The organism is Rossellomorea sedimentorum (assembly GCF_046237645.1).
GTDB classification, from domain to species: domain Bacteria; phylum Bacillota; class Bacilli; order Bacillales; family Bacillaceae_B; genus Rossellomorea; species Rossellomorea sedimentorum.
Window position 1 is genome coordinate 523494 of the sequence record NZ_CP143546.1, and the last position, 20870, is coordinate 544363.

At 42.0% G+C, this 20870-nt stretch carries 17 protein-coding genes; 14 read left to right on the forward strand and 3 right to left on the reverse strand.

Annotated elements, in window-relative coordinates:
- The 4 genes from hutI (at position 1) to V1502_RS02665 (ending at position 4468) form a co-directional block, all read left to right on the forward strand.
- On the forward strand, positions 1-1260 hold the full coding sequence (hutI, locus tag V1502_RS02650; RefSeq protein ID WP_409252849.1) for an imidazolonepropionase: 1260 nt from the start codon (positions 1-3) through the stop codon (positions 1258-1260).
- Position 1261: 1 nt separating this feature from the next.
- Positions 1262-2233, forward strand: coding sequence for an agmatinase family protein (locus V1502_RS02655; RefSeq protein ID WP_409252850.1), 972 nt, complete (start codon positions 1262-1264; stop codon positions 2231-2233).
- A 608-nt stretch (positions 2234-2841) separates the two neighbouring features.
- Entirely contained in the window at positions 2842-3891 is a 1050-nt protein-coding gene (locus tag V1502_RS02660) for an acyl-CoA dehydrogenase family protein (protein WP_409252851.1), read from the forward strand.
- A 97-nt stretch (positions 3892-3988) separates the two neighbouring features.
- On the forward strand, positions 3989-4468 hold the full coding sequence (locus V1502_RS02665; protein ID WP_409252852.1) for an STAS domain-containing protein: 480 nt from the start codon (positions 3989-3991) through the stop codon (positions 4466-4468).
- A gap of 282 nt (positions 4469-4750) precedes the next feature.
- On the opposite strand, the gene V1502_RS02670 is transcribed toward V1502_RS02665, so the two are convergent.
- Positions 4751-5740 (reverse strand): LacI family DNA-binding transcriptional regulator, encoded by a 990-nt coding sequence (locus V1502_RS02670; protein WP_409252853.1) that lies wholly within the window; start codon positions 5738-5740, stop codon positions 4751-4753.
- Positions 5741-6080: 340 nt separating this feature from the next.
- Here V1502_RS02670 and V1502_RS02675 point away from each other — a divergent pair, with 340 nt between their 5' ends.
- The 10 genes from V1502_RS02675 (at position 6081) to V1502_RS02720 (ending at position 18983) form a co-directional block, all read left to right on the forward strand.
- Entirely contained in the window at positions 6081-7361 is a 1281-nt protein-coding gene (locus V1502_RS02675) for an ABC transporter substrate-binding protein (protein ID WP_409252854.1), read from the forward strand.
- A gap of 92 nt (positions 7362-7453) precedes the next feature.
- Positions 7454-8314 (forward strand): carbohydrate ABC transporter permease, encoded by an 861-nt coding sequence (locus V1502_RS02680; protein WP_409252855.1) that lies wholly within the window; start codon positions 7454-7456, stop codon positions 8312-8314.
- Positions 8314-9129 carry a carbohydrate ABC transporter permease gene (locus V1502_RS02685; RefSeq protein ID WP_409252856.1) on the forward strand — a complete coding sequence of 272 codons (816 nt, stop codon included), beginning with the start codon at positions 8314-8316 and terminating at the stop codon, positions 9127-9129. Before V1502_RS02680 ends, V1502_RS02685 begins: the two co-directional genes overlap by 1 nt.
- A 36-nt stretch (positions 9130-9165) precedes the next feature.
- Entirely contained in the window at positions 9166-9906 is a 741-nt protein-coding gene (locus V1502_RS02690; protein ID WP_409252857.1) for a YesL family protein, read from the forward strand.
- 15 nt (positions 9907-9921) lie between these two features.
- Complete coding sequence (locus V1502_RS02695) at positions 9922-11598, forward strand: glycoside hydrolase family 13 protein (protein ID WP_409252858.1); 1677 nt, start codon at positions 9922-9924, stop codon at positions 11596-11598.
- A 55-nt stretch (positions 11599-11653) separates the two neighbouring features.
- Positions 11654-12619: a carbohydrate kinase family protein gene (locus V1502_RS02700; protein ID WP_409252859.1), complete on the forward strand. Its 966-nt coding sequence runs from the start codon at positions 11654-11656 to the stop codon at positions 12617-12619.
- Between the two features lie 6 nt (positions 12620-12625).
- Positions 12626-14095 (forward strand): sucrose phosphorylase, encoded by a 1470-nt coding sequence (gene gtfA / locus V1502_RS02705; protein ID WP_409252860.1) that lies wholly within the window; start codon positions 12626-12628, stop codon positions 14093-14095.
- A 323-nt stretch (positions 14096-14418) separates the two neighbouring features.
- Positions 14419-15246 (forward strand): BglG family transcription antiterminator LicT, encoded by an 828-nt coding sequence (licT, locus tag V1502_RS02710; RefSeq protein ID WP_409252861.1) that lies wholly within the window; start codon positions 14419-14421, stop codon positions 15244-15246.
- Positions 15247-15388: 142 nt separating this feature from the next.
- Entirely contained in the window at positions 15389-17338 is a 1950-nt protein-coding gene (locus V1502_RS02715) for a beta-glucoside-specific PTS transporter subunit IIABC (RefSeq protein WP_409252862.1), read from the forward strand.
- Between the two features lie 205 nt (positions 17339-17543).
- Complete coding sequence (locus V1502_RS02720; RefSeq protein ID WP_409252863.1) at positions 17544-18983, forward strand: glycoside hydrolase family 1 protein; 1440 nt, start codon at positions 17544-17546, stop codon at positions 18981-18983.
- A 95-nt stretch (positions 18984-19078) separates the two neighbouring features.
- Here the strand turns inward: V1502_RS02720 and V1502_RS02725 are convergent, their stop codons facing one another.
- Both V1502_RS02725 and V1502_RS02730 read right to left on the reverse strand, forming a co-directional pair.
- Entirely contained in the window at positions 19079-19396 is a 318-nt protein-coding gene (locus V1502_RS02725) for a hypothetical protein (protein WP_409252864.1), read from the reverse strand.
- A gap of 131 nt (positions 19397-19527) precedes the next feature.
- Complete coding sequence (locus V1502_RS02730) at positions 19528-20766, reverse strand: DUF418 domain-containing protein (RefSeq protein ID WP_409252865.1); 1239 nt, start codon at positions 20764-20766, stop codon at positions 19528-19530.
- Between the last annotated feature and the right edge of the window lie 104 nt (positions 20767-20870).

Sequence of the window (20870 nt, forward strand, 5' to 3'; positions counted from 1 at the left end):
ATGAAAAAGCCGATTTGGATTAAAAACATACATCAATTGGCAACTCTTGCATCCAAAACGGAAGGTCCTCGTTCCAAGGCGGCGATGTCTGAGTTAGGCTTAATAGAAGATGGAAGCTTATGGATAGAAGATGGAATAATTAAAGCGGTAGGATCGACTAAAGAAGTTGGGGAGCAATATGAAAGTAGAATACACGAAGCAGAAATTATCGATGCTGCCGGTCAATTAGTGACGCCTGGATTGGTAGATCCCCATACTCATGTTGCTTATGGCGGAAGCCGAGAACGAGAATTTGAAAAGCGACTTGAAGGGGTACCTTATATGGAGATCATGAATGCGGGCGGTGGAATCCATGCCACCACCCGGATGACCCGTGAGGCTACGGAAGAAGAACTAATAGATCAAACAACCAAGCGTCTAGATTCTTTTCTACAACATGGTGTAACGACCGTTGAAGGAAAAAGTGGCTATGGTATGAATTTAGAAACAGAGTTAAAGCAGCTCCGTGTCATGAAACAATTACAAGCAACCCATCCAATTGACCTTGTAGCTACATTTATGGGGGCGCATGCTGTTCCCCCTGAATACAAAGGAAAAGAAGATGAATTCGTCGATTATTTAATAAACGAGATGCTTCCTCTTGTGGCCAAAGAGAACTTAGCAGAATTCAATGATGTATTTTGTGAAAAAGATGTTTTCACACCAGAACAGTCAGAAAGAATTTTAGAAGCAGGTAAAAAGTATGGGCTTATACCAAAAATACATGCTGATGAGATCGTTCCATATGGAGGAGCAGAATTAGCTGCCAAGGTAAGAGCAATTTCAGCCGAACACTTATTAAAGGCTTCGGATGAAGGGGTTAAAGCAATGGCAGAGTCAGGTACAATTGCCTGCTTGCTGCCTGCTACAGCTCTCTATTTAAGGGAAGAAGCTGCAAATGGTAGAAAAATGATTGATGAAGGGGTGGCTGTAGCAGTTTCTACAGATTGCAACCCTGGATCCTCCCCAACCACCTCAATGCCTCTTGTCATGAATTTAGCTTGCATATCCATGCGTATGACTCCGGCAGAAGCTTTAACTGCCGCCACATACAATGCGGCATGTGCACTTAACAAGCAGGATAGCATCGGTTCGCTAGAGGTGGGCAAGCAAGCTGATGTGGCTTTATGGGGTGTGAAAAGCTACCAAGAATTACAATATTTATTTGGTGTAAACCACCTTAAAGCACTATGGAAAAAAGGCGTAAAGGTGGTGGGCTGAATTGTTTGAGAATTGGCTTCAATCTCCAGAGTGGAAGTGGAATATAAAACCGGAAGCTCCCACCTATCTCCATCATTGGATACAGGAACTCAAGGATGTTGGAGGGCAGCCTGACCTTGTTTTATATGGAGCGCCAATCTCCCGATCATCGATAAGTGTTTCTGGTGCATCTTTATATCCCTCGGAGTTTCGGAGGATGTGGAAGGGGTTTGCGACTTATAATATAGAAGAAGATGTTGACTTAATAGATCTTAAAATTGCGGATGCTGGGGATATAGCTATGCACACAACAGACATTCTTTTGTCCCATCAACGTATTCAAGAAACAACCGCTTACTTAGTAGGTAAATACTCTGACACAACGACTTCCATGATTGGTGGAGATCATTCAACTACTGCTTGTGCAGTTCGAGGGATTAAAGATGCATTTCCAAACGAAACAATCGGTATCTTGCAGTTGGATACACATTTAGATGTGCGTGATCCTGCTGAATTAGGACCAGCAAACGGGACTCCAATCAGGCAATTAATTGACGGGGCGATTATGAAGGGAGAAAATATAGTTAATATTGGCCTGCATGGCTATTTTAATGCGAAGCCATTAATCACCTATGCTAAAGAGCATTCAATAAAAATGATTACGTTAAAACAGGCTCGGAAAAATGGCTTCGTTCAGACACTCATGGAAGCACTCAATCAATTATCTGAAAAAGTAGATCGAGTTTATGTAACGGTGGATATGGATGTACTGGATATATCAGTAGCACCAGGTGTACCAGCTTCCACTCCAGGGGGACTGTCCACGATTGAGTTATTTGATTCACTTTTAGAGATTGGAAAGCACCCTTCTGTTCGGCATATCGACTTTGTCTGCCTCGATCCAACCAAGGATTCTCCGGTCTCAGAAACTGTGAAAACTGGAGTTTATGCATGGTTGCAATTTGTGACAGGACTTGTTGGCAGGAGGGAGTAGGGATCTTAAATAGTAAAAAATATTAATTGGAAACCTAAGAGTAATCTTGATGCTCTTGGGTTTCTTTTTGTTCAATAAGGGTTGTTCCATATTTCAAAGAGCTCTATAAAACTTATTTAATGGTGGGAAATCTGTATTGATAGTGTGGATGAAAAGTAGTAATAGAATTACAAGAGACAAAGAGACGGGTTCCTCGACCCGATAGCTGCTGATATGGACATGTTGTGAGTCCCCCTTACCGGGCACTTGAATAATAATAAAGAAAATTTCCCTCTTCTTAATGGAAGGGCTCTTTTTGATTTACTGACTGATTTGCCTTTATATCTTTTCTATACCGAGACGAGAGTTCATTTCTTGTTTAGTATAATTAACTATTGGATATTTCTGAGGAGAGGGGAAAGTGAAAAGAAAATGTGGACATCGGACAGGATGGAAACGGGTTGTGCTGAGGATATGCACAGTCATTGTTCTAAAATTGTATAATTAGCCAGTTAATGGGACAATCTCCCGTCAATAAAGGAAACTCACTGGCCCCTTTAACGAGTCTATAGGCAAGGTGATTAACTTTTGATGGATATATTACGTGAGAAAGCTTGAGGTGACCCAAAATGCAAGAATTCACAGAACAAAAAGCAGAAATAATCCGCTCATATGAAAAACAAATGGACCAGGAAGGGAATGTTCCGAGAGAACTCCTCGATATCATCCATGAAAAACAACTATTCAAACTGTTTGTTCCTAAGAGTCTTGGTGGGAGAATGATATCTCTTCCAGAGAGTATCCGAATCTTTGAAGAGGCTTCCTCCATCAACGGCAGCTTCGGCTGGCTTGTAACGATTGGTTCGGGCGGCGGCTTTTTCTCCGGTAATATGAAGGAAGAGGTCCTTGAAGACGTGTTTCTGCCTGCGGATGCGGTGATTGCGGGAAGCGGGACCCCGACTGGAACAGCTGTGAAGTGTGAAGGAGGATACCGTGTCACGGGAGAATGGAAGTATTGCTCAGGTGCCCAGTTTGCGACCACTTTTACGGCGAATGCGGTGATTGAAGGAATAGAATCTGAAATGAGAGCTTTTGCTTTTACTCCGGAGCAAGTTCAGGTCGTGAAGGATTGGAGTGCATTTGGGCTGAAGGCGACCGGCAGCCATACGATTAAAGTTGAAGATGTGTTTGTTCCCGACGAGCGGACGTTTTCGATTAATGAATCCAACGGCCTCGTAGAAGGGCCGGTCTTCACGTATCCCTTTTTACCTTTTGCTAAAGTATCGTTTACAGCCGTACTTCTTGGGCTGGGATGTCGTTTACTAGAGGAAGCAAGGTCTTACGAAGGGCTTCTTGGAGAGGATTCCTCTAAAAAAACCGTGCTAAAAAGTATGCTGGATGAACAGGAAGCCAGGCTGGAAACATTGAGGAGGACTTATTATGAGACGGTCGATTCCAATTGGCACCTCCATATAGCGGGAGATTCGACAGAAAAGCAATACACAGAGGTTGGTAAGGTGTGTGCAAGAGTTTCTCAGGGAGTTCGGGAAGCTGCTTTTACTCTGTATCCTTACTTAGGGATGTATGCGTCCGACCAGGTTACGCCGTTTAATCGGGTGTGGCGCGATCTTTTGACAGCTTCCCAGCATGCGTTGATTTCTCCTTATCAACTAGATTAGTTGACTTGGGGGTTTGAAATAAAGCCATCAATAAAACTACCAATATTCATAAGAGTGGTATAATGGTGTTAAAAGTATTCTTATGAGGTGGAAATGAATGAGCGATTTGCAAAACCTGAAAGAGGAAAATGCTCGTCTTAAAGAAAAGGTCAGGGAATACGAGAGGCAGATCGAAGAACTTTCAACACCGATTATCCCGTCTGTCATTCCCAATACCATATTGGTGCCTTTGACAGGGGTGTTAAATGAAAAGCGTTTAGATGATATTAAGACCAGAATCTTATTTAGCATACAAAAACAAAAGGCAGATACCGTGCTTATTGATTTTACCGGCATTAGTCAGTTAGACGTTGAGACACTTGGCTTGCCTTACTTGATCCAACAGATCGGTGAAGTCCAGGCCGGGTTGAAGTTAATGGGCGTAGACACGATTTTCGTAGGGTTCTCCCCAAAGTTTGCCCATAAGATCATTACTTCTGGAGTCGATACCAGCAGGTTTATTACTCATTCGACTTTTAGAGAGGGACTTAAGTTTCTGATGAGGAAAAAAGGGTTGGAGTTTAGATTAGTGAAATAGGAATCTAAATACCTTATGGAAAAAAGTATGATCAGGTAGTATTAAAGAAGAGCCCAGAAAGAGTCTCACACCTTTAAAGGGAGAGACGCTTTTCTGGGCTCTTAATAATCTTCTTGATGAAATACATCCAATATCCTCAAGTCTGAGGCTTGACCCTGACCTCAGGCGTGACAATTCCATCCAGTTAATTTGAAACCGCTGTCATTTATGAGTAGCAAAAGCTGCTTCTTCTTTTTTATTCTGCCATCCACACTTTGCTCCGTTATACAATCCTGTCATCTCTTATGTTGTCTCTCCTTTTATAAGCATCACGTCGATAATTGAATTATTAATAGACTCCAGATCCTTGGTTTCAACCATGTTGATGATAGTAGTGCTTAAAATCTTTCCTAAGCGGCTCACTGGCTGTGCAATTGTAGTGAGTTTTGGTGTTTGAAGCATTCTTGTGAAGCTATGGTAGTCATAGCCGACTATCTTTAATTGTTGGGGCACTTTAATGTTATTCTTAGCAGCATAGAGATATAGTGCGTAGGCTGCTATATCGTTACTGCAGAATACCCCATCAAACTCCCTGAGCTTCTCAGACACTTCCCTTTTAATAAACTCGGTAAAATACTCAAATGTTAAATTGTCCTGGGAAACTTCCATAACTTCATGAGGAATGTTGTGCTTCAGGCATGTCAGTCTGAAAGCGTCGGTACGCCTGTTTGGCAGCAAGTCCAACTTCAAAGGCCCCGATATATGCAATAGTCTCTTACACCCGGATTCGATTAGGTGTTCTGCAGCCATCTCTCCACCTCTATAGTTATCAGAAGCTACGTAAGGAAATTGATTTGCGATCACCCGGTCGAAGGTCACGACTGGAAAGTTCACTTTTGTGTACTCCTCGACATCTAGTGTATGACTGCACATTATGATCCCGTCAACTCTATTTTCTTTGAGCATGCTGATATATTTTGCCTCTTTTTCAGGCTGGTCCAGCGAGTTGCAGATCAACACTTTGTAATTGTGTTCATTTGCCGTGATTTCTACATGTTTGATCAACTCAGAGAAAAATGGGTGATTAGAGTCAGGTACTATGATGCCTAAAATATAAGACTGGCTTTTTTGGAGGGCACGGGCTAATTGATTGGGAGAATAGTTAATTTCAGCCATCGCCTCCTCAACCTTTTTTCTTGTCTCCTTTCCTATATATCCACGATTATTCAATACCCGGGAGACTGTGGTGACTGAAACTCCAGCCCGGGTGGCAACATCCTTAATATTTACCATTTTATTCAACACCTTCTAGGGTACGTTTTGGGGGATATAAAAAAGTAGAAACTTTTAATCTATACTTAGTTTTATATCCGAATAATAAGTAATCCGTAGTTAAAAAGCAATATCCTTATATGAAAATGTGGTAACATTACCACACCGGAAAACCAGCTATATATAAGGGTTTTATGAGTAGAGTGGCTGATTTTTCATTAATAACTCTCGAAAAAAGAGCTCAAAATTACCCTTCAACTAATAATTTATGAAAACGTTTGACATATGCATTTTACCATAGTAAGATGAGTTCATGAAAGCACTTACAATAAAGTTTTATTTTTGAGGAGGATTTATATAAATGAAAAAAATGTTATCTTTTTTATCAACTGGAGTCATCACATCAAGTCTTATTTTAGCGGGCTGTTCTTCGGAGGGAGATTCAGGAGCGCAGGGTGATAAGATCACGCTGGAAGTCTACCAAGGGAAGGTAGAGATTAAAGATCAATTTGAAGAGATGGTCGAAGTCTATGAAAAAGAAAATCCGAATGTAGATATCAAGTTCACGGCTGTAGGCGGGGGAACGGATTATCTTGGATCTCTGAAAACGAAGTTCTCTTCTGGCGACGAACCGGAAATCTTCAGTGTTTCAGGTCCTTCTGAAGCAGAACAATTCAAGGAGTATCTAGCGGATCTATCTGATACTGAATCTGCTAATCTTGCACTTCCGGGTACACTTGCTTCTGTGACAGACGGAGATAAAGTGTTGGGGCTGCCGTATAACCAGGAAGGATATGGCTTTATCTACAACAAATCCATCTTTGAAAAAGCTGGCATCGATCCATCTGCGATTAAAACATATGAAGATCTTCAAAAAGCAGTCAAAACACTGGACAGCAAGAAGGAAGAGTTAGGGTTGGAAGCGGTATTCGCCTTAGCTGGTAAAGAAAAATGGGTTGTTGGTAATCACTTGTCGAACGTATATTTAGCACCGGAATTCAACAATGATGTTCTGGAAGCCTACAATGCCAAGACAGTTGAGTTTGAAAGAGGCGACGAGCTGCAAAGGATGCTGGACCTTCAAACTGAATATTCCATACAGCCAACATTGAATGTCGACTATTCTCAGCAGGTTGAACAATATTTCTCTCTAGAGCAAGTAGCGATGATTCAACAAGGTAACTGGGTATTCCCTTCCATCGACCAAATGGATCCGGAACTTGCACAAAACATTGGTATATTGCCAATTCCAGTTGAAGGGTATGAAGGCAGCATTCCAGTTGGTGTTCCAAACTACTGGGCTGTAAATAAAAATAAAGATGAAGAAACTGTTCAGGCAGCTAAAGATTTCCTTGACTGGATGAACACTTCTGAGGTCGGAAAAGAAACTGTAGTAACTGAATTTAACTTCATCCCTGCTTATGAAGGGTATGATGCTGGAAAGATAGCAGATCCTCTTTCAAAAGATATTTATGAGTATTCATCAAATGGAAATACTATTGGCTGGGTGTTTGCAGGATATCCTAGTAACGCTTGGAGCGATGTACTTGGTGCAAACATGCAAAAATATATTGCCGGTGAAATGACTTGGGAAGAAGTAGTGAGCAATTCTATCCAAAAATGGGAAGAGCCTCGTCAATAATCTCAAACTTACAAGCTAACAAAGCTTATAGCTTTGTTAGCTTGATTACATTAAGAAGGTTTTTCTCTAAAAATACACTGGAGGCGTTAGTTGTGAGAAATAGAGACCTTTCATTTTGGCTATTCCTGGCACCGGTATTCCTGGCCCTGGGTATTGTCGTCATCCTTCCCTTATTATTGGGTACCTATTATTCATTCACGGATTGGAATGGCTTAACGGTTAATAGTTTCATAGGGTTGGAGCATTATAAAAACTTAATCAATGATAGCGAATTTTTGAATGCTATATGGTTCACAGTGAAATTCACCATTGTCACCGTATTGCTGCTGAATGCGTTGGGACTGGGCTTGGCGGTATTGGTAACAAGGAAGATTAAAACGAGCAATTTCTTAAGAACGATCTTTTTTATGCCCAATTTAATTGGCGGTCTTATTTTAGGATTCATTTGGCAGTTTATTTTTGTCAATGTATTCGGTAATGTTGGCCAGCTTCTGGGTATGCCTTCCCTTCAAGGGTGGCTGTCAACGACAACAACCGGTTTCTGGGGCATCGTCATTTTGACATGCTGGCAAATGGCTGGTTACATCATGATCATTTATATCGCTTACTTGCAGAATATCCCGAATGAACTTATAGAAGCCGCTGAAATGGACGGGGCCAACAGCTTCCAGCGATTCAGAAATATTACATTCCCGCTTGTCGCTCCAGCGTTTACGGTAAGTATGTTCTTAACCTTATCGACTTCATTTAAAATTTATGATCAAAACTTGTCATTAACGAACGGTGGACCGTTTGATTCTACGCAAATGGTCGCAATGGAAATCGTTAGAACAGCGTATACAGAAAACCAATTGGCGTATGGTCAGGCGAAAGCGATTGTCTTCTTCATCATAATTGCAATCATTGCTCTTACGCAGGTTTACTACAATAAAAAGAGAGAGGTGGACATGTAATGAAGAGCAAGCGTAAGTCGATTGGTATAGAAATACTAGCCATATTGCTTGGATTATTATGGCTGTCCCCCTTCTATTTGATGTTAGTCAATGCCTTCAAAACCAAAAAAGAGATCTTCATGGGTGTGCTCGGTATGCCGGATGAGCTGGAATTTTCCAACTTTGTGCAAGCGTTTGAAGAGTTGGATTTCTTGAATTCACTTTTTTATTCCTTGCTGATTACGGTGATCAGTATCGTGATTATCGTCTTCTTCTCTTCAATGGCTGGATATGCCCTTGCCAGGAACAAGAGTAAATTGAGCAGTGTGCTCCTGTTGATTTTTGTAGCCGCGATGTTAATTCCGTTTCAATCCGTGATGATCCCGCTTGTCTCTATCTTCGGGCAGGTGGATATGTTGAACCCGGCAGGATTGATTTTTATGTATCTGGGATTTGGCTGCAGTTTATCTATATTTCTTTACCACGGTGCGATGACTGGGGTATCTGCTTCACTGGATGAAGCGGCAACCATTGATGGGGCGAATAAATTCCAAGTGTTCACCCGGATTATTTTCCCGCTGCTAAAACCTATATCAGTGACGGTTGCCATTTTGAATACAATTTGGATCTGGAATGATTACCTGCTTCCATCTCTTGTGTTGAGTCAGGATACAGCAACCATTCCGTTGAAAATGTTCTTCTTTTTTGGGCAGTATACCAAGCAATGGCATCTGGCTCTGGCAGGACTGACGCTTGCCATCATTCCGGTTATTGTCGGCTACTTCTTTGCCCAAAAGCAGATTATTGAAGGGGTATCGGAAGGTGCTGTGAAATAACCTAGCGCAGAATAAGAGAAAGGCAGGAGGATTTAGATGAAGAGAGCAGGAATATCCAGCGGTTTGTATAGGGTGAGTGAATGGATCATGCGTTTTTCGGTTGTGAATATTCTGTGGATCCTTTTCAATCTTCCTCTTGTTTTACTCCTTGTTTCTGCAGGATACGCAGGCAGCCAGCCTGAACAAATATTGCTATGGATACTTGCAGCTGGTCTGGTGCCTTTTGTGTTTTTCCCCTCGACGGCAGCTTTGTTTGCATCGGTGAGAGACTGGATCATAAAGGATGAAGATGTTGGACTTGTGAAGCGATATTGGAAATACTACCGTGAGAATTACCGAAGCAGTTTAGCGGGCGGATTAATCCTGACGGTCTTATGGAGTATTTGGGGAAGTAACTTCTTCTATTATAAAGATGAAAATACCGTGTTGTTTTTTTCCTTTTGTGTGTTTGGCGTACTGCTATACGTCATTTCTATCAACTTCTTTTCTCTCATGAGTCATTACCACTTGAAGGTAAGGCAATTAATCCAGAAAGCTTTCATGATTACGATAGGAATGCCATTGCTGTCACTCGTTACTTTTCTGATTAGTGCCATGATGATTTATGGCAGCATTGCAGGTCCTCTGTTTATGACCCTATTTTTCTCAGGGACCCTGCTTGCATTCCTTTCTTTTTCAACCTTTTATAGGCTCTATATCAATAGAAGAAAATCGACTATAAACAGTGAAATGCAAGTGCCTGATAACCCAGAAAAGCTGCAAGGAATTAATCAATAAATAAGGAGGCGCATTATGAACAAAGTATGGTGGAAAGAAGCCGTGGCCTATCAAATCTATCCGCGGAGCTTTATGGATTCAAATGGAGATGGCATCGGTGATATTCAAGGAATCATCTCCAAACTAGATTATATAAAAGACTTGGGGATTGATGTGATCTGGGTTTGTCCGCTTTATAGTTCCCCCAATGACGATAATGGCTATGATATAAGCGACTATCAAGATATTATGGATGAATTTGGGACCATGGAAGACTTTGATCAATTACTGCATGAGGTCCATGCACGCGGGATGAAGCTGATCATTGATCTGGTTATTAACCACACAAGTGATGAGCATCCATGGTTCATTGAGTCAAGGTCCTCTAAAGATAACCCCAAGCGTGATTGGTATATCTGGCGGGATGGCAAGGATGGGAAAGAGCCGAATAACTGGGAAAGTATCTTCAGCGGATCAGCATGGCAGTTTGATGAAAAAACAGAACAGTACTACATGCATATCTTTTCAACCAAGCAGCCGGATCTCAACTGGGAAAACCCCAATGTCCGGAATGCCTTATACGATATGGTCAATTGGTGGCTGGATAAAGGGATTGACGGTTTCCGCGTGGATGCCATCAGTCATATCAACAAAGAGGAAGGTCTGGCAGATATGCCAAATCCTAAAGGGTTAGAATATGTCCCTTCCTTTGATAAACACATGAACGTGAAGGGCATCCATAAGTACCTTCAGGAATTAAAAGAAGAAACCTTTGCGAAATACGACATCATGACAGTTGGTGAAGCAAATGGAGTAAAGGTTGAGGATGAAGAAGATCTCGAAGAATGGATTGGGGAAGAGAAAGGTAAATTCAACATGGTCTTCCAATTTGAACACCTGAACTTATGGAGTGCAGAAGATGATGAACCTCTTGATATCCTTGGACTGAAGACGACATTGACAAAATGGCAGAAAGCTCTGGAAAACAAGGGCTGGAACGCGCTATTCATTGAAAATCATGATCAGCCCCGCAAAATATCGACCTGGGGAAATGATAAAGAATATTGGTATGAAAGTTCAACGGCACTGGCATCTATGTATTTTCTTATGCACGGGACGCCTTTTATCTATCAGGGGCAGGAAATAGGGATGACGAATGTAAAGTTCGATTCTATAGAAGATTACAATGATGTTGCGGATAAAAATATGTATCGTTATAAGCGTGCTGCAGGAGTGGCGCATGAAGACATCATGAAAGTCATCTGGTCATCCAGCCGTGATAATTCCAGAACTCCAATGCAATGGTCTGCAGAGCCAAATGCCGGTTTCACAACGGGTACCCCGTGGTTAGGTGTTAACCAGAATTATAAGAACATTAATGTGGAAAAACAGCTTGGGGACAAAAATTCGATTCTTCATTTCTATAAGAACATGATTAAAATGAAAAAAGAAAATGAAGTATTCAGTTACGGAACTTATGATCTGATTCTGGATGAACATCCTCAAATTTATGGATATACACGTACCTTAGATGATGAAAAAGTGGTTGTGTTCTCCAACCTTACAGGCGAACATGCAGCTTGGGAAGAGGATCTTGACTTCTCGGTAGAAGGGTCAGATTTATTGTTATCCAATTATGAAGTGGCAGATCATGGAGCTGTAAAACAACTTGAATTGAAGCCATATGAGACAAGGGTATATCGAATCCAATAAGAAAGATAGGGGTAGCCGGTTATTTTGTCTATCCCTTTTAGGGGGATTAAATGACATGTTTCAATTTGATGAAAAGATAGAATTCGAGAAAAAAGATAATGATATCCTTACTGTCGGTGAGCTTCTAGTTGATATGATATCAGACGACTATAATGACAATCATGAAAGCGGTTCCTATAAGAGGTTTTTTGGTGGTTCGCCCTCTAATATAGCGATGAATGTGAAAAAGCTGGGTATCAATTCCCTTGTCGCTTCTGCAGTCGGTAAAGATGGGCTAGGGGATTTTCTTATTAAGCATTTGCAAAATGCCCAGATTGACACCAAATGTATTCAGGAAGTAGATTACGCGACCAGTATGGTGCTTGTAAATAAAAGCAAATCTACTCCAATCCCCATTTTTTACCGTGAAGCCGATTACCATCTGACCTATACCCCGGAAATTGAAGAGGCTCTTGAAAACTCAAGGATCCTTCACTTTTCCTGCTGGCCCATTTCAAGAATGCCGGTACGGGAGACAGTTGAAAAGGTAATGGATGCTGCCAGAAAAAGTAATTTATTAATAGGGTTCGACCCGAATTATCATCCGGCGATTTGGCAAAGGGGAGAAGACGGCGTTGAATTTGTGAAAGAAATAGTCAGCAAGGTTGATATCGTGAAGCCATCTGAAGATGATGCAGAGCGGTTATTTGGTAAGGACACACATGAAAATCATGTTAAGAAGTTTCTGGATCTGGGGGCAAAACTCGTCATCATGACACTGGGGAAAGAGGGAGCACTTGTTTCCAATGGACGGGAAACCCTGCGTTTTGACACTCTGGCAACGGAAATAGTGGATACGACTGGAGCAGGTGATGCCTTCTGGTCTGGGTTTTACACTGCTTTAATTAAAGGAAATACCATCAGGGAAGCGTTAAAGCTGGGCTTTGCTGTTAGTGCCTTTAAGTTGCGGTATACAGGGGCAGTCGTGGAATTGCCTGCGCTTGAACTCATTAAAGAACAATTTCAATTAGAGGAGGTATGATCAGTCATGACAGTAAAAAACCAAGTGCAGCTCATTACTTACCCTGACTCCATGGGAGGAGATTTGAAGGTACTCAATCAGATGCTGCTGAAGCATTTTCATGATGTGTTCAAAGGCGGTGTGCACATCCTGCCGCCTTTCCCTTCATCAGGCGATAGAGGATTTGCTCCATTGACATATTTAGAGATAGACCCAAACTTTGGTACTTGGGAAGATATCAGAAAAATCGGGGAGAATTTTGATATTCTCGTAGATTTAATGGTGAACCATATTTCTAAGCAATCGCCGTATTTTCAGGACTTCCTGAAAAAAGGAAGAGAGTCAGAGTATGCGGATCTATTTATTACATTAGATAAAATTTGGGAAGACGGAAATCCCGTCCAGGAAGACATTGATAAAATGTTCCTGCGCAGAAAAGTCCCTTACTCCACTTTTACAATTGAAGAAACGGGTGAAGAAGAAAGAGTTTGGACAACATTTGGAAAAACGGATCCTTCCGAGCAGATCGACTTTGATGTTCACTCTGAAAAGGTAAAAGAACTGTTCACTGAGTTCTTTATGAATTTCAAAAAGCAAAATATCAAAATCGTAAGACTGGATGCAGTAGGATACGTTATTAAGAAGTTAGGGACAAGCTGCTTTTTCGTTGAGCCGGATATCTATAAGTTTTTGGACTGGGTAATGGAGCTTGCGGATTCGTTGGATATCGAATTGCTGCCAGAAGTGCATTCTCATTACTCGATTCAATATAAACTCGCTGAATACGACTGCTGGATCTATGACTTTATTTTACCTTACAGAGTCCTTGATACGTTAATAAACAAATCAAGTGTGGCGTTGGTGGACTATTTAAAAGACCGTCCGTCCAAACAATTCACCATGCTTGACTGTCATGACGGTGTGCCTGTCAAGCCGGACTTGGATGAGTTGATTGATACAAAAGAAGCAAGAGCGTTGGTTGATGTCTGTGTAGAAAGAGGGTCAAACCTGAGCCTTATCCTGTCTGATGAACATAAAGCGGAAGACGGCTTTGATGTGCACCAGATCAGGGGTACTTACTACTCCATGCTGGATTGTGATGATGACGCTTATCTGGCTGCCCGTGCCATTCAATTCTTCGCACCGGGAGTGCCGCAGGTTTACTACGTAGGTTTGCTGGCAGGCGAAAATGATGAAGAGAAAATCAAGGAAACAGGCGATGGTCGCGAAATCAACCGCCACAACTTCAGCGTGGAGGAGATTGAAGAGTCTCTTGGCAAGGATGTCGTGAAGCGGTTGTTGAAGCTTATCAGGTTCAGAAATGAATACGATGCCTTCAATGGTGAGTTCACAGTGTTGGCATCCTCAAAAGAAGAAGTAAACCTTTCTTGGGAAAAGGGTAGTAAGAAGTGTACCTTATCTATTGATTTGAACACTAACCAATCCGTCATTAACTATGTGGATGACCAGGGTGAGGTTGTTAAATATACGGTTTAAAGAGTGAGGGGCGAGGGGTAAACCTTGTCTCTTTTTCTATGTAATGGTGATGGTTAATGATTATAATCGGAATTTCTCCCATGTGGTTAAAGGATTTTTACTACCATCCAGCTGAGCGGCTTGTATAGTGTTGGTCATAAGTCCTCCCCCAATAGTCATGATTATTTTCTGAACTTTATAAAAAGTTGTTGCACAGAGCTGATTGTTGATGTAATATAATGAGTAAGCGCATACAGAACGGATTGTTACTGTTAAATCAGGCAAAACCGATTCCTTGTTAAACGGGGAAGGTTTTGCCTTTTTTGTTATCGGAGGTGGACAAAGTGAAGATTAGTAAAATACTGAACAACAATGTGATTGTCTCTTTGAAAGACAACCAGGAAGTTATTGTAATGGGGCGGGGAATCGCCTTCAATAAAAAGGTTGGAGAGGACATCGATGAAGAGAAGGTAGAAAAGATCTTCACTTTGGAAGACCAGGATATCACAAAGAAGTTTAAGACCTTGATTGCCGATATCCCCATGGAATATATGGAGCTGTCGGAAGGAATCATTCATTATGCCAAAGAAAAGCTTGGGAAGAAGTTAAATGACAGTATTTATATTTCTTTAACGGATCACATCCATTTTGCGATTGAACGGTTTCATAACAATCTGCCAATCAAAAATGGGCTGCTCTGGGAAACCAAGAACCTTTATAAAGAGGAATTTGAAATCGGGCTTGAGGCATTGGATAAGATCTGTGATCGTTTCGGAGTTCTTTTACCTGAGGATGAGGCCGGCTTTATCGCTTTGCATCTGGTCAATGCCCAGCTGAATGAGGATATGACGAATACCGTTGACATGACCAAGGTGATTCAAGACATCTTAACCATCGTGAAATACAGCTTTAAAGTTGAGTTTGATGAGAATTCCTTGAACTACCACCGGTTCATTACCCATCTAAAGTTCTTTGCTCATCGCTTAGTGAAAGGTGAGCACTATAAAGAGGGGAAAGACGACCTCTTGAACGTCATTATGAACAAGTATCCTGATGCTTATCAGTGTTCCTTAAAGATCAAAAAGTTTGTGGAAAAGCAATATCGATATGAGTTGACGGAAGAAGAAATCCTCTATCTGACGATCCATATCGAACGTGTAGTAAACAAGTAAATAGACTTTCCGTTTAGGATTGTTACTCTGTGAGGCAAAACCTAAGTTACGGGAATGACAGATATTCTATGTCTGTTCTTCACGTAGTTTAGGTTTTTTTCTGTATAAAAATGTTTTCAAATTATCAAGGGGGTGTAATGGCATGAGCCATGAGAAATTAGCAAAGGATATTCTGAATTTAGTTGGTGGTAAAGAAAATGTCATCAGTGTCACTCACTGTGTTACCAGACTCCGTTTCAGATTGAAAGACGAAGGAAAAGCGGATACGAAGGCACTGACTAATCATGACGGAGTCGTAACGGTCAGGCAGAGCGGCGGGCAATATCAAGTAGTTATCGGTAATCATGTACCGGAAGTTTACAAAAAAGTTGTTTCGGCTGGAGGTTTCGATTCCGCTTCGGAACAAGATGGTGAGGAAGAAAAGGGTGGATTCTTAAGCCGCTTTATTGATATGATTTCAGGTATTTTCATTCCGATCCTTGGAGTGTTAGCTGCTTCAGGTATGATCAAAGGGTTTAATGCTTTGTTTGTTGCTCTCGGTTGGCTTGATAATACAGGCGGAACCTACCAGATTCTAAATGCAATCGGAGATGGAATCTTTTACTTCCTGCCAATCATCCTGGGTTACACGGCAATGAAAAAGTTTGGAGGCACTCCGTTTTTAGGTATGGTCATTGCGATGATCTTGGTCTACCCGGCGCTTGAAGGAATTCCAGGGGCAGGAGAACCATTATATACACTATTTACGGGTACGATGTTTGAATCACCTGTTTATATTGAATTTTTCGGTGTACCAGTTATCTTGATGACATACTCAATGTCTGTTATCCCTATTATCATTTCTGCGTTTTTCGCAGCGAAGGTAGAAAGATTTTTAGCAAAAGTGGTTCCATCAGTTGTAAAAACATTCTTCGTGCCAATGTTCACGTTACTGATTATTGTTCCGTTGACTTTTATTGCAATAGGACCAATCGCAACTTGGGCAAGTCATTTGGTAGGGCTGGCGACTTCAGCTGCATATGACTTAAGTCCAGTCATTGCAGGAGCGTTCGTTGGTGGATTCTGGTTAGTGTTCGTTATGTTTGGTCTTCACTGGGGAATTGTCCCAATTATCATTAACAACATTACCTCTCAAGGTGCGGACCCAATTTTAGCTCTTTTATTTGCTCATTCGTTTGCTTTAGCAGGGGCCATTTTAGCAGTTTGGGTGAAAACGAGAAATACAAAAACAAAATCACTTAGTATACCATCCTTTATTTCAGCTGTCTTTGGGGTTACTGAGCCTGGCTTGTACGGAATTGTTTTGCCGCTTAAAAAACCATTTGTTTTCACTCTTATCTCATCGGCAGTCGGTGGAGCGCTGTTAGGTTTTTTCGGTACTAAAGGGTATGTGTTAGGAGGTATGGGAGTATTCCAATTCCCAAGTATGATTCACCCGGAAGAAGGTCTGAATACTGCCTTCATAGGTTCGATTATTGCTGCTTCAGTGGCAACGGTTCTAGCTTTCGGCCTCACTTACTTCTTCGGTGGAATAAACAAAGAAGAAGCTCCTTTAGAGAAGAACACAGGGAGTGCCCCTAACAAAGGTGTCACAATTGAGAGTCCGTTAAAGGGTCAACTCGTTCCATTAAGTGAGGTTTCAGATAAAGTGTTTGCTTCAGAAGCAATGGGAAAAGGAATCGCTGTTCTGCCAACTGAAGGACGTGTAGTTGCCCCGGTAAGCGGAACGGTTTCAACGCTATTTAAAACAAAGCATGCAATTGGCCTGAGTTCAGATGAAGGAGTGGATATCCTGATTCATGTGGGGATTGATACGGTTCAATTAGAAGGAAAATATTTTGCTTCTCATATTAAACAAGGAGATAAGGTAAAAGCAGGAGACCTTCTTGTAGAGTTCGATATTGAGAAAATAAAAGAAGCAGGGTATGAAGTGGTTACACCAGTGATCGTTACAAACCACAGCGATCTTGGAAGCATGGAAGTAACAAAAGTGAGAGCTGTTAATGTTAATGATCCGCTGATCAGCATTAAAGTTTCAGAAGAAAAATCTGTAGAAATCCACACAAATAACCTGGCTGATATTCAAGCTTAATAGATGAATAGATATGGTTTTTTGGGGCCTGGTGAAAACCATATCTATTTCTTTCTTTTGATCAGAAGGAAGCATTCAGTTCTTTTCGATTTCAGACAGCCTGCTGGGCGTAAGGGATGGGATTATTGTGAGCAACGATGGACCAAGAGTAAGCCTGTGAGAGGAAGAAAGTAAGGCTGCATATAAAAAAATAGGAGGTAATAGCATGACTAAAACATATCAATTCCCGGAAAACTTTTTATGGGGCGGCGCAACAGCGGCCAATCAATTAGAGGGTGGATACAATGAAGGAGGCAAAGGCCCGAACCTTGCGGATGTATTACCAGGCGGGAAAGTTCGGCTTAGCCTTTTAGCGCAGCCTGGCTTTGATTTTGAGGTGGATACCGAAAAATATACGTATCCAAACCATGAAGCGATTGATTTTTACCACCGTTATAAGGAAGATATCGCTTTATTCGCAGAGATGGGCTTCAAAGTCTTCCGAATGAGTATCGCTTGGAGCCGAATTTTCCCTAAGGGGGACGAGTTGAAGCCGAATGAAGAAGGACTGGCCTTTTATGACCGTGTCTTCGATGAACTACATAAACATGGAATCGAGCCATTGGTGACCATCGCTCACTATGAAACTCCCCTGCACTTAATCAAAGAATATGGCGGCTGGAAGAACCGTAAATTGGTTGAATTCTTCGAGCGTTATGTAACGGTTCTATTTAACCGCTATAAAGATAAAGTGAAGTATTGGCTGACGTTTAATGAAATTAATGGAGCTACTCACTTCCCGCTGTTTGGCTTGGGATTCTCGGCAGCGAGCAAAGAGACACAACTGCAAGAAAGTTTCCAGGGTCTACACCATCAATTTGTCGCAAGTGCGATTGCGGTCAAGCTGGGTCACCAGATCATCCCTGGGTCACAGATTGGCAATATGCTGATCTACGCACCAACGTATTCCTACGATTCTAACCCGGAAAACGTTATGCACGCATTGGAAGACGGAAGAATCTTTAACTTTTTCTGTGGAGATGTACAGGTGCGCGGAGAATATTCGGCATTCATTAATCGATATTTCAAAGAAAATGATATTGTGATCGAAATGCAAGAAGGCGATTTAGAGACGATTAAAGAAGGTACGGTTGATTTCATTTCGTTCAGTTACTACATGTCCCGAACAGAGAAAAAGGAGAAAACACCAGAGGAGATTGGTGAAGGTAACCTCATTGGCGGTGTGAAAAATCCATTCCTGAAAGCAAGTGACTGGGGATGGGAAATTGATCCGACTGGCCTTCGCGTCGCGTTGAATGAGTTGTATGACCGTTATCAAAAACCGTTGATGGTTGTGGAAAATGGCTTGGGCGCCTACGATAAGGTTGAAGAAGATGGAAGTATCAACGACGACTACCGTATCGATTATTTGCGTGATCATATCAAAGCAATGGGTGAAGCCGTTGAAGATGGGGTAGATCTTATTGGCTATACATCTTGGGGCTGCATCGATTTAGTCAGTGCGTCATCTGGCCAATATTCCAAAAGGTATGGTTTCATCTATGTCGATAAACATGATGATGGCACCGGTACGTTGGAACGAAGCAGAAAGAAATCATTCTTCTGGTATAAAGATGTTATTGCCAGCAATGGGGAGAAGTTGTAAGTGAAGAGTCGCTTTAGCACTTTAAAGCACGAAGAGGGACAGTCCCTCTTCGTGCTTTAATGCGTTGAAGTGTTTGGCAGCAAACCTCTGAAACCTCAGACCCTCTGTATATTCGTAATCTGCGTAATCGGCACCCCTGCCATCGGAAGCAATCCTTGTAATTCCTCTCCTACAACAGGAATGTAGTCCGTGCCCTCTCTGAAGCCGTATCGTTCTTTAATATAAATATCAAAGTTGCATTTGACCTGCAGGGCGATATCGCCTTCCCGGTCGAATGGAGCCGTCACGGTCTGGACGTCGAACTTGTTGCCGTTCTTGCTGAAATTATTGATGGTTTTGATGGCTTTTTGCTTATAGTTTTTGACGGCTTTGGGTGTGTAGGAAAAGGTCACCCAGCCGGTTGCGTTAATCATGAAGAACACCTCAGTTTTGTAATGAAAGGTATTCTAGAAGTATAGCAGAAGAAGGGAGTCAGCGACAGGGTAGATGCCCTTTAACACATTAAAGCGCTAAGAGGGACTGTCCCTCTTAGCGCTTTAATGTGTTAAAGGATTGCTCTTTTTTCTACAGCCCCAGAATTTTTCTTTTTCATCGGCTGGAGTTTGCCATAGGTGAAGGATCTCCACAGCCACTCGAATGGGCCGAATTGAAATTTTTTCAGCCAGAAGTAGCTGAATATGATTTGAGCGGCGAAGATCACCAAAACGAGCAGTGTACCGGCCCAAAGGCTGACTTTTTCATAGAGGTCGAATCCAACGAAGATGCTCACACAGATGATGGTTTGCGAAAGATAGTTTGTCAGTGCCATCTGTCCGGCGTAGCCGAGCGGGCGCAGCCTCTTTTGCCATTGTTCTTTTCTGAGCAGCAGAGTCAAAGCCGAAATATAGAAGATACATAGAGTCACGCCGCTGAGGCTTGTAAATAGCTGCACGTACGCTGAATTTTTTATCCCGGCTCCGAGGATTTCCAGTTTAAATAAAGCCAGCAGGATGACAAGCGGAATCCCGATTAGTAAAGTGATGGTCCTGATTTTGCGAATGAACCCAAGGTGTTCAGTATCAGGCTTGAATATACCGGCCTTTCCGGCTGCGAGTCCAAAGAGGAACATGGCGAGAACCGGAATCATAGCTGGGATGATATTGAAGATAAGCGGAACGATTTCCGCGCCAAGCCGGTAGGATATCAGCTCACCAAATCCAGCAGTCGTATAGGCGGCGACATACTCATCATACTGTTGGTTATAGGATGCCGTATTCATCTCCTGGAAGTTCTGTAATAAGCCGCTTGGCAATAATAGTGACAGGCTATACAGGACATTGATGACAAAGAGCAGACTGAAGGCCCAAATGATCATCGTCTTGATTTTCCGTTTATAGAAGAATAATAGCAGCAGTCCGGCCAAGGCATAGGTGTGCAGAATGTCCCCGAACCAAAGGAGAATGATGTGGGCCAGCCCGAACAGGAACAGTCCCAGAATTCTTCTAAGATAGAGGCTTTTTACCTTCAATCCTTTCTCCTCTGCGCGGCTCATGAAAATATAGAAGCCGAGCCCGAATAAAAACGAGAACATCGTGAAGAATTTCATATCAATGAATAAAGTGAAAAAGAAATCGATCCAGTAATCCGCACCTGACCATTCAGCTTCTACCGCGTATATAGCCCTCAAGAACTCAGCTGAATGAAAGGCCGGCATGTTCACAAGAAAAATACCGAATAAAGCAAACCCACGGATGATGTCAATCGTGACAATCCGTTCCTTCCCTAAAACGGGTGATGAATTCATAGCCTCTTCTCCTTTTCAATTATGTACGTCCCTATTATATATGATAAAAGTTGGGATTCACGTAAAAGTTATAAGATATGAGCTGAGGGAGAGGTTGATTCGCC

What these genes read in the sequence shown, in the direction of transcription:
- V1502_RS02670 (WP_409252853.1), bottom strand. Translation starts at nt 5,740, where the DNA reads ATGGTAAATATTAAGGATGTTGCCACCCGGGCTGGAGTTTCAGTCACC.
- V1502_RS02660 (WP_409252851.1), top strand. Translation starts at nt 2,842, where the DNA reads ATGCAAGAATTCACAGAACAAAAAGCAGAAATAATCCGCTCATATGAA.
- V1502_RS02725 (WP_409252864.1), bottom strand. Translation starts at nt 19,396, where the DNA reads ATGATTAACGCAACCGGCTGGGTGACCTTTTCCTACACACCCAAAGCC.
- V1502_RS02695 (WP_409252858.1), top strand. Translation starts at nt 9,922, where the DNA reads ATGAACAAAGTATGGTGGAAAGAAGCCGTGGCCTATCAAATCTATCCG.
- V1502_RS02665 (WP_409252852.1), top strand. Translation starts at nt 3,989, where the DNA reads ATGAGCGATTTGCAAAACCTGAAAGAGGAAAATGCTCGTCTTAAAGAA.
- V1502_RS02715 (WP_409252862.1), top strand. Translation starts at nt 15,389, where the DNA reads ATGAGCCATGAGAAATTAGCAAAGGATATTCTGAATTTAGTTGGTGGT.
- V1502_RS02690 (WP_409252857.1), top strand. Translation starts at nt 9,166, where the DNA reads ATGAAGAGAGCAGGAATATCCAGCGGTTTGTATAGGGTGAGTGAATGG.
- V1502_RS02720 (WP_409252863.1), top strand. Translation starts at nt 17,544, where the DNA reads ATGACTAAAACATATCAATTCCCGGAAAACTTTTTATGGGGCGGCGCA.
- V1502_RS02700 (WP_409252859.1), top strand. Translation starts at nt 11,654, where the DNA reads ATGTTTCAATTTGATGAAAAGATAGAATTCGAGAAAAAAGATAATGAT.
- V1502_RS02730 (WP_409252865.1), bottom strand. Translation starts at nt 20,766, where the DNA reads ATGAATTCATCACCCGTTTTAGGGAAGGAACGGATTGTCACGATTGAC.
- gtfA (WP_409252860.1), top strand. Translation starts at nt 12,626, where the DNA reads ATGACAGTAAAAAACCAAGTGCAGCTCATTACTTACCCTGACTCCATG.
- V1502_RS02685 (WP_409252856.1), top strand. Translation starts at nt 8,314, where the DNA reads ATGAAGAGCAAGCGTAAGTCGATTGGTATAGAAATACTAGCCATATTG.
- hutI (WP_409252849.1), top strand. Translation starts at nt 1, where the DNA reads ATGAAAAAGCCGATTTGGATTAAAAACATACATCAATTGGCAACTCTT.
- V1502_RS02675 (WP_409252854.1), top strand. Translation starts at nt 6,081, where the DNA reads ATGAAAAAAATGTTATCTTTTTTATCAACTGGAGTCATCACATCAAGT.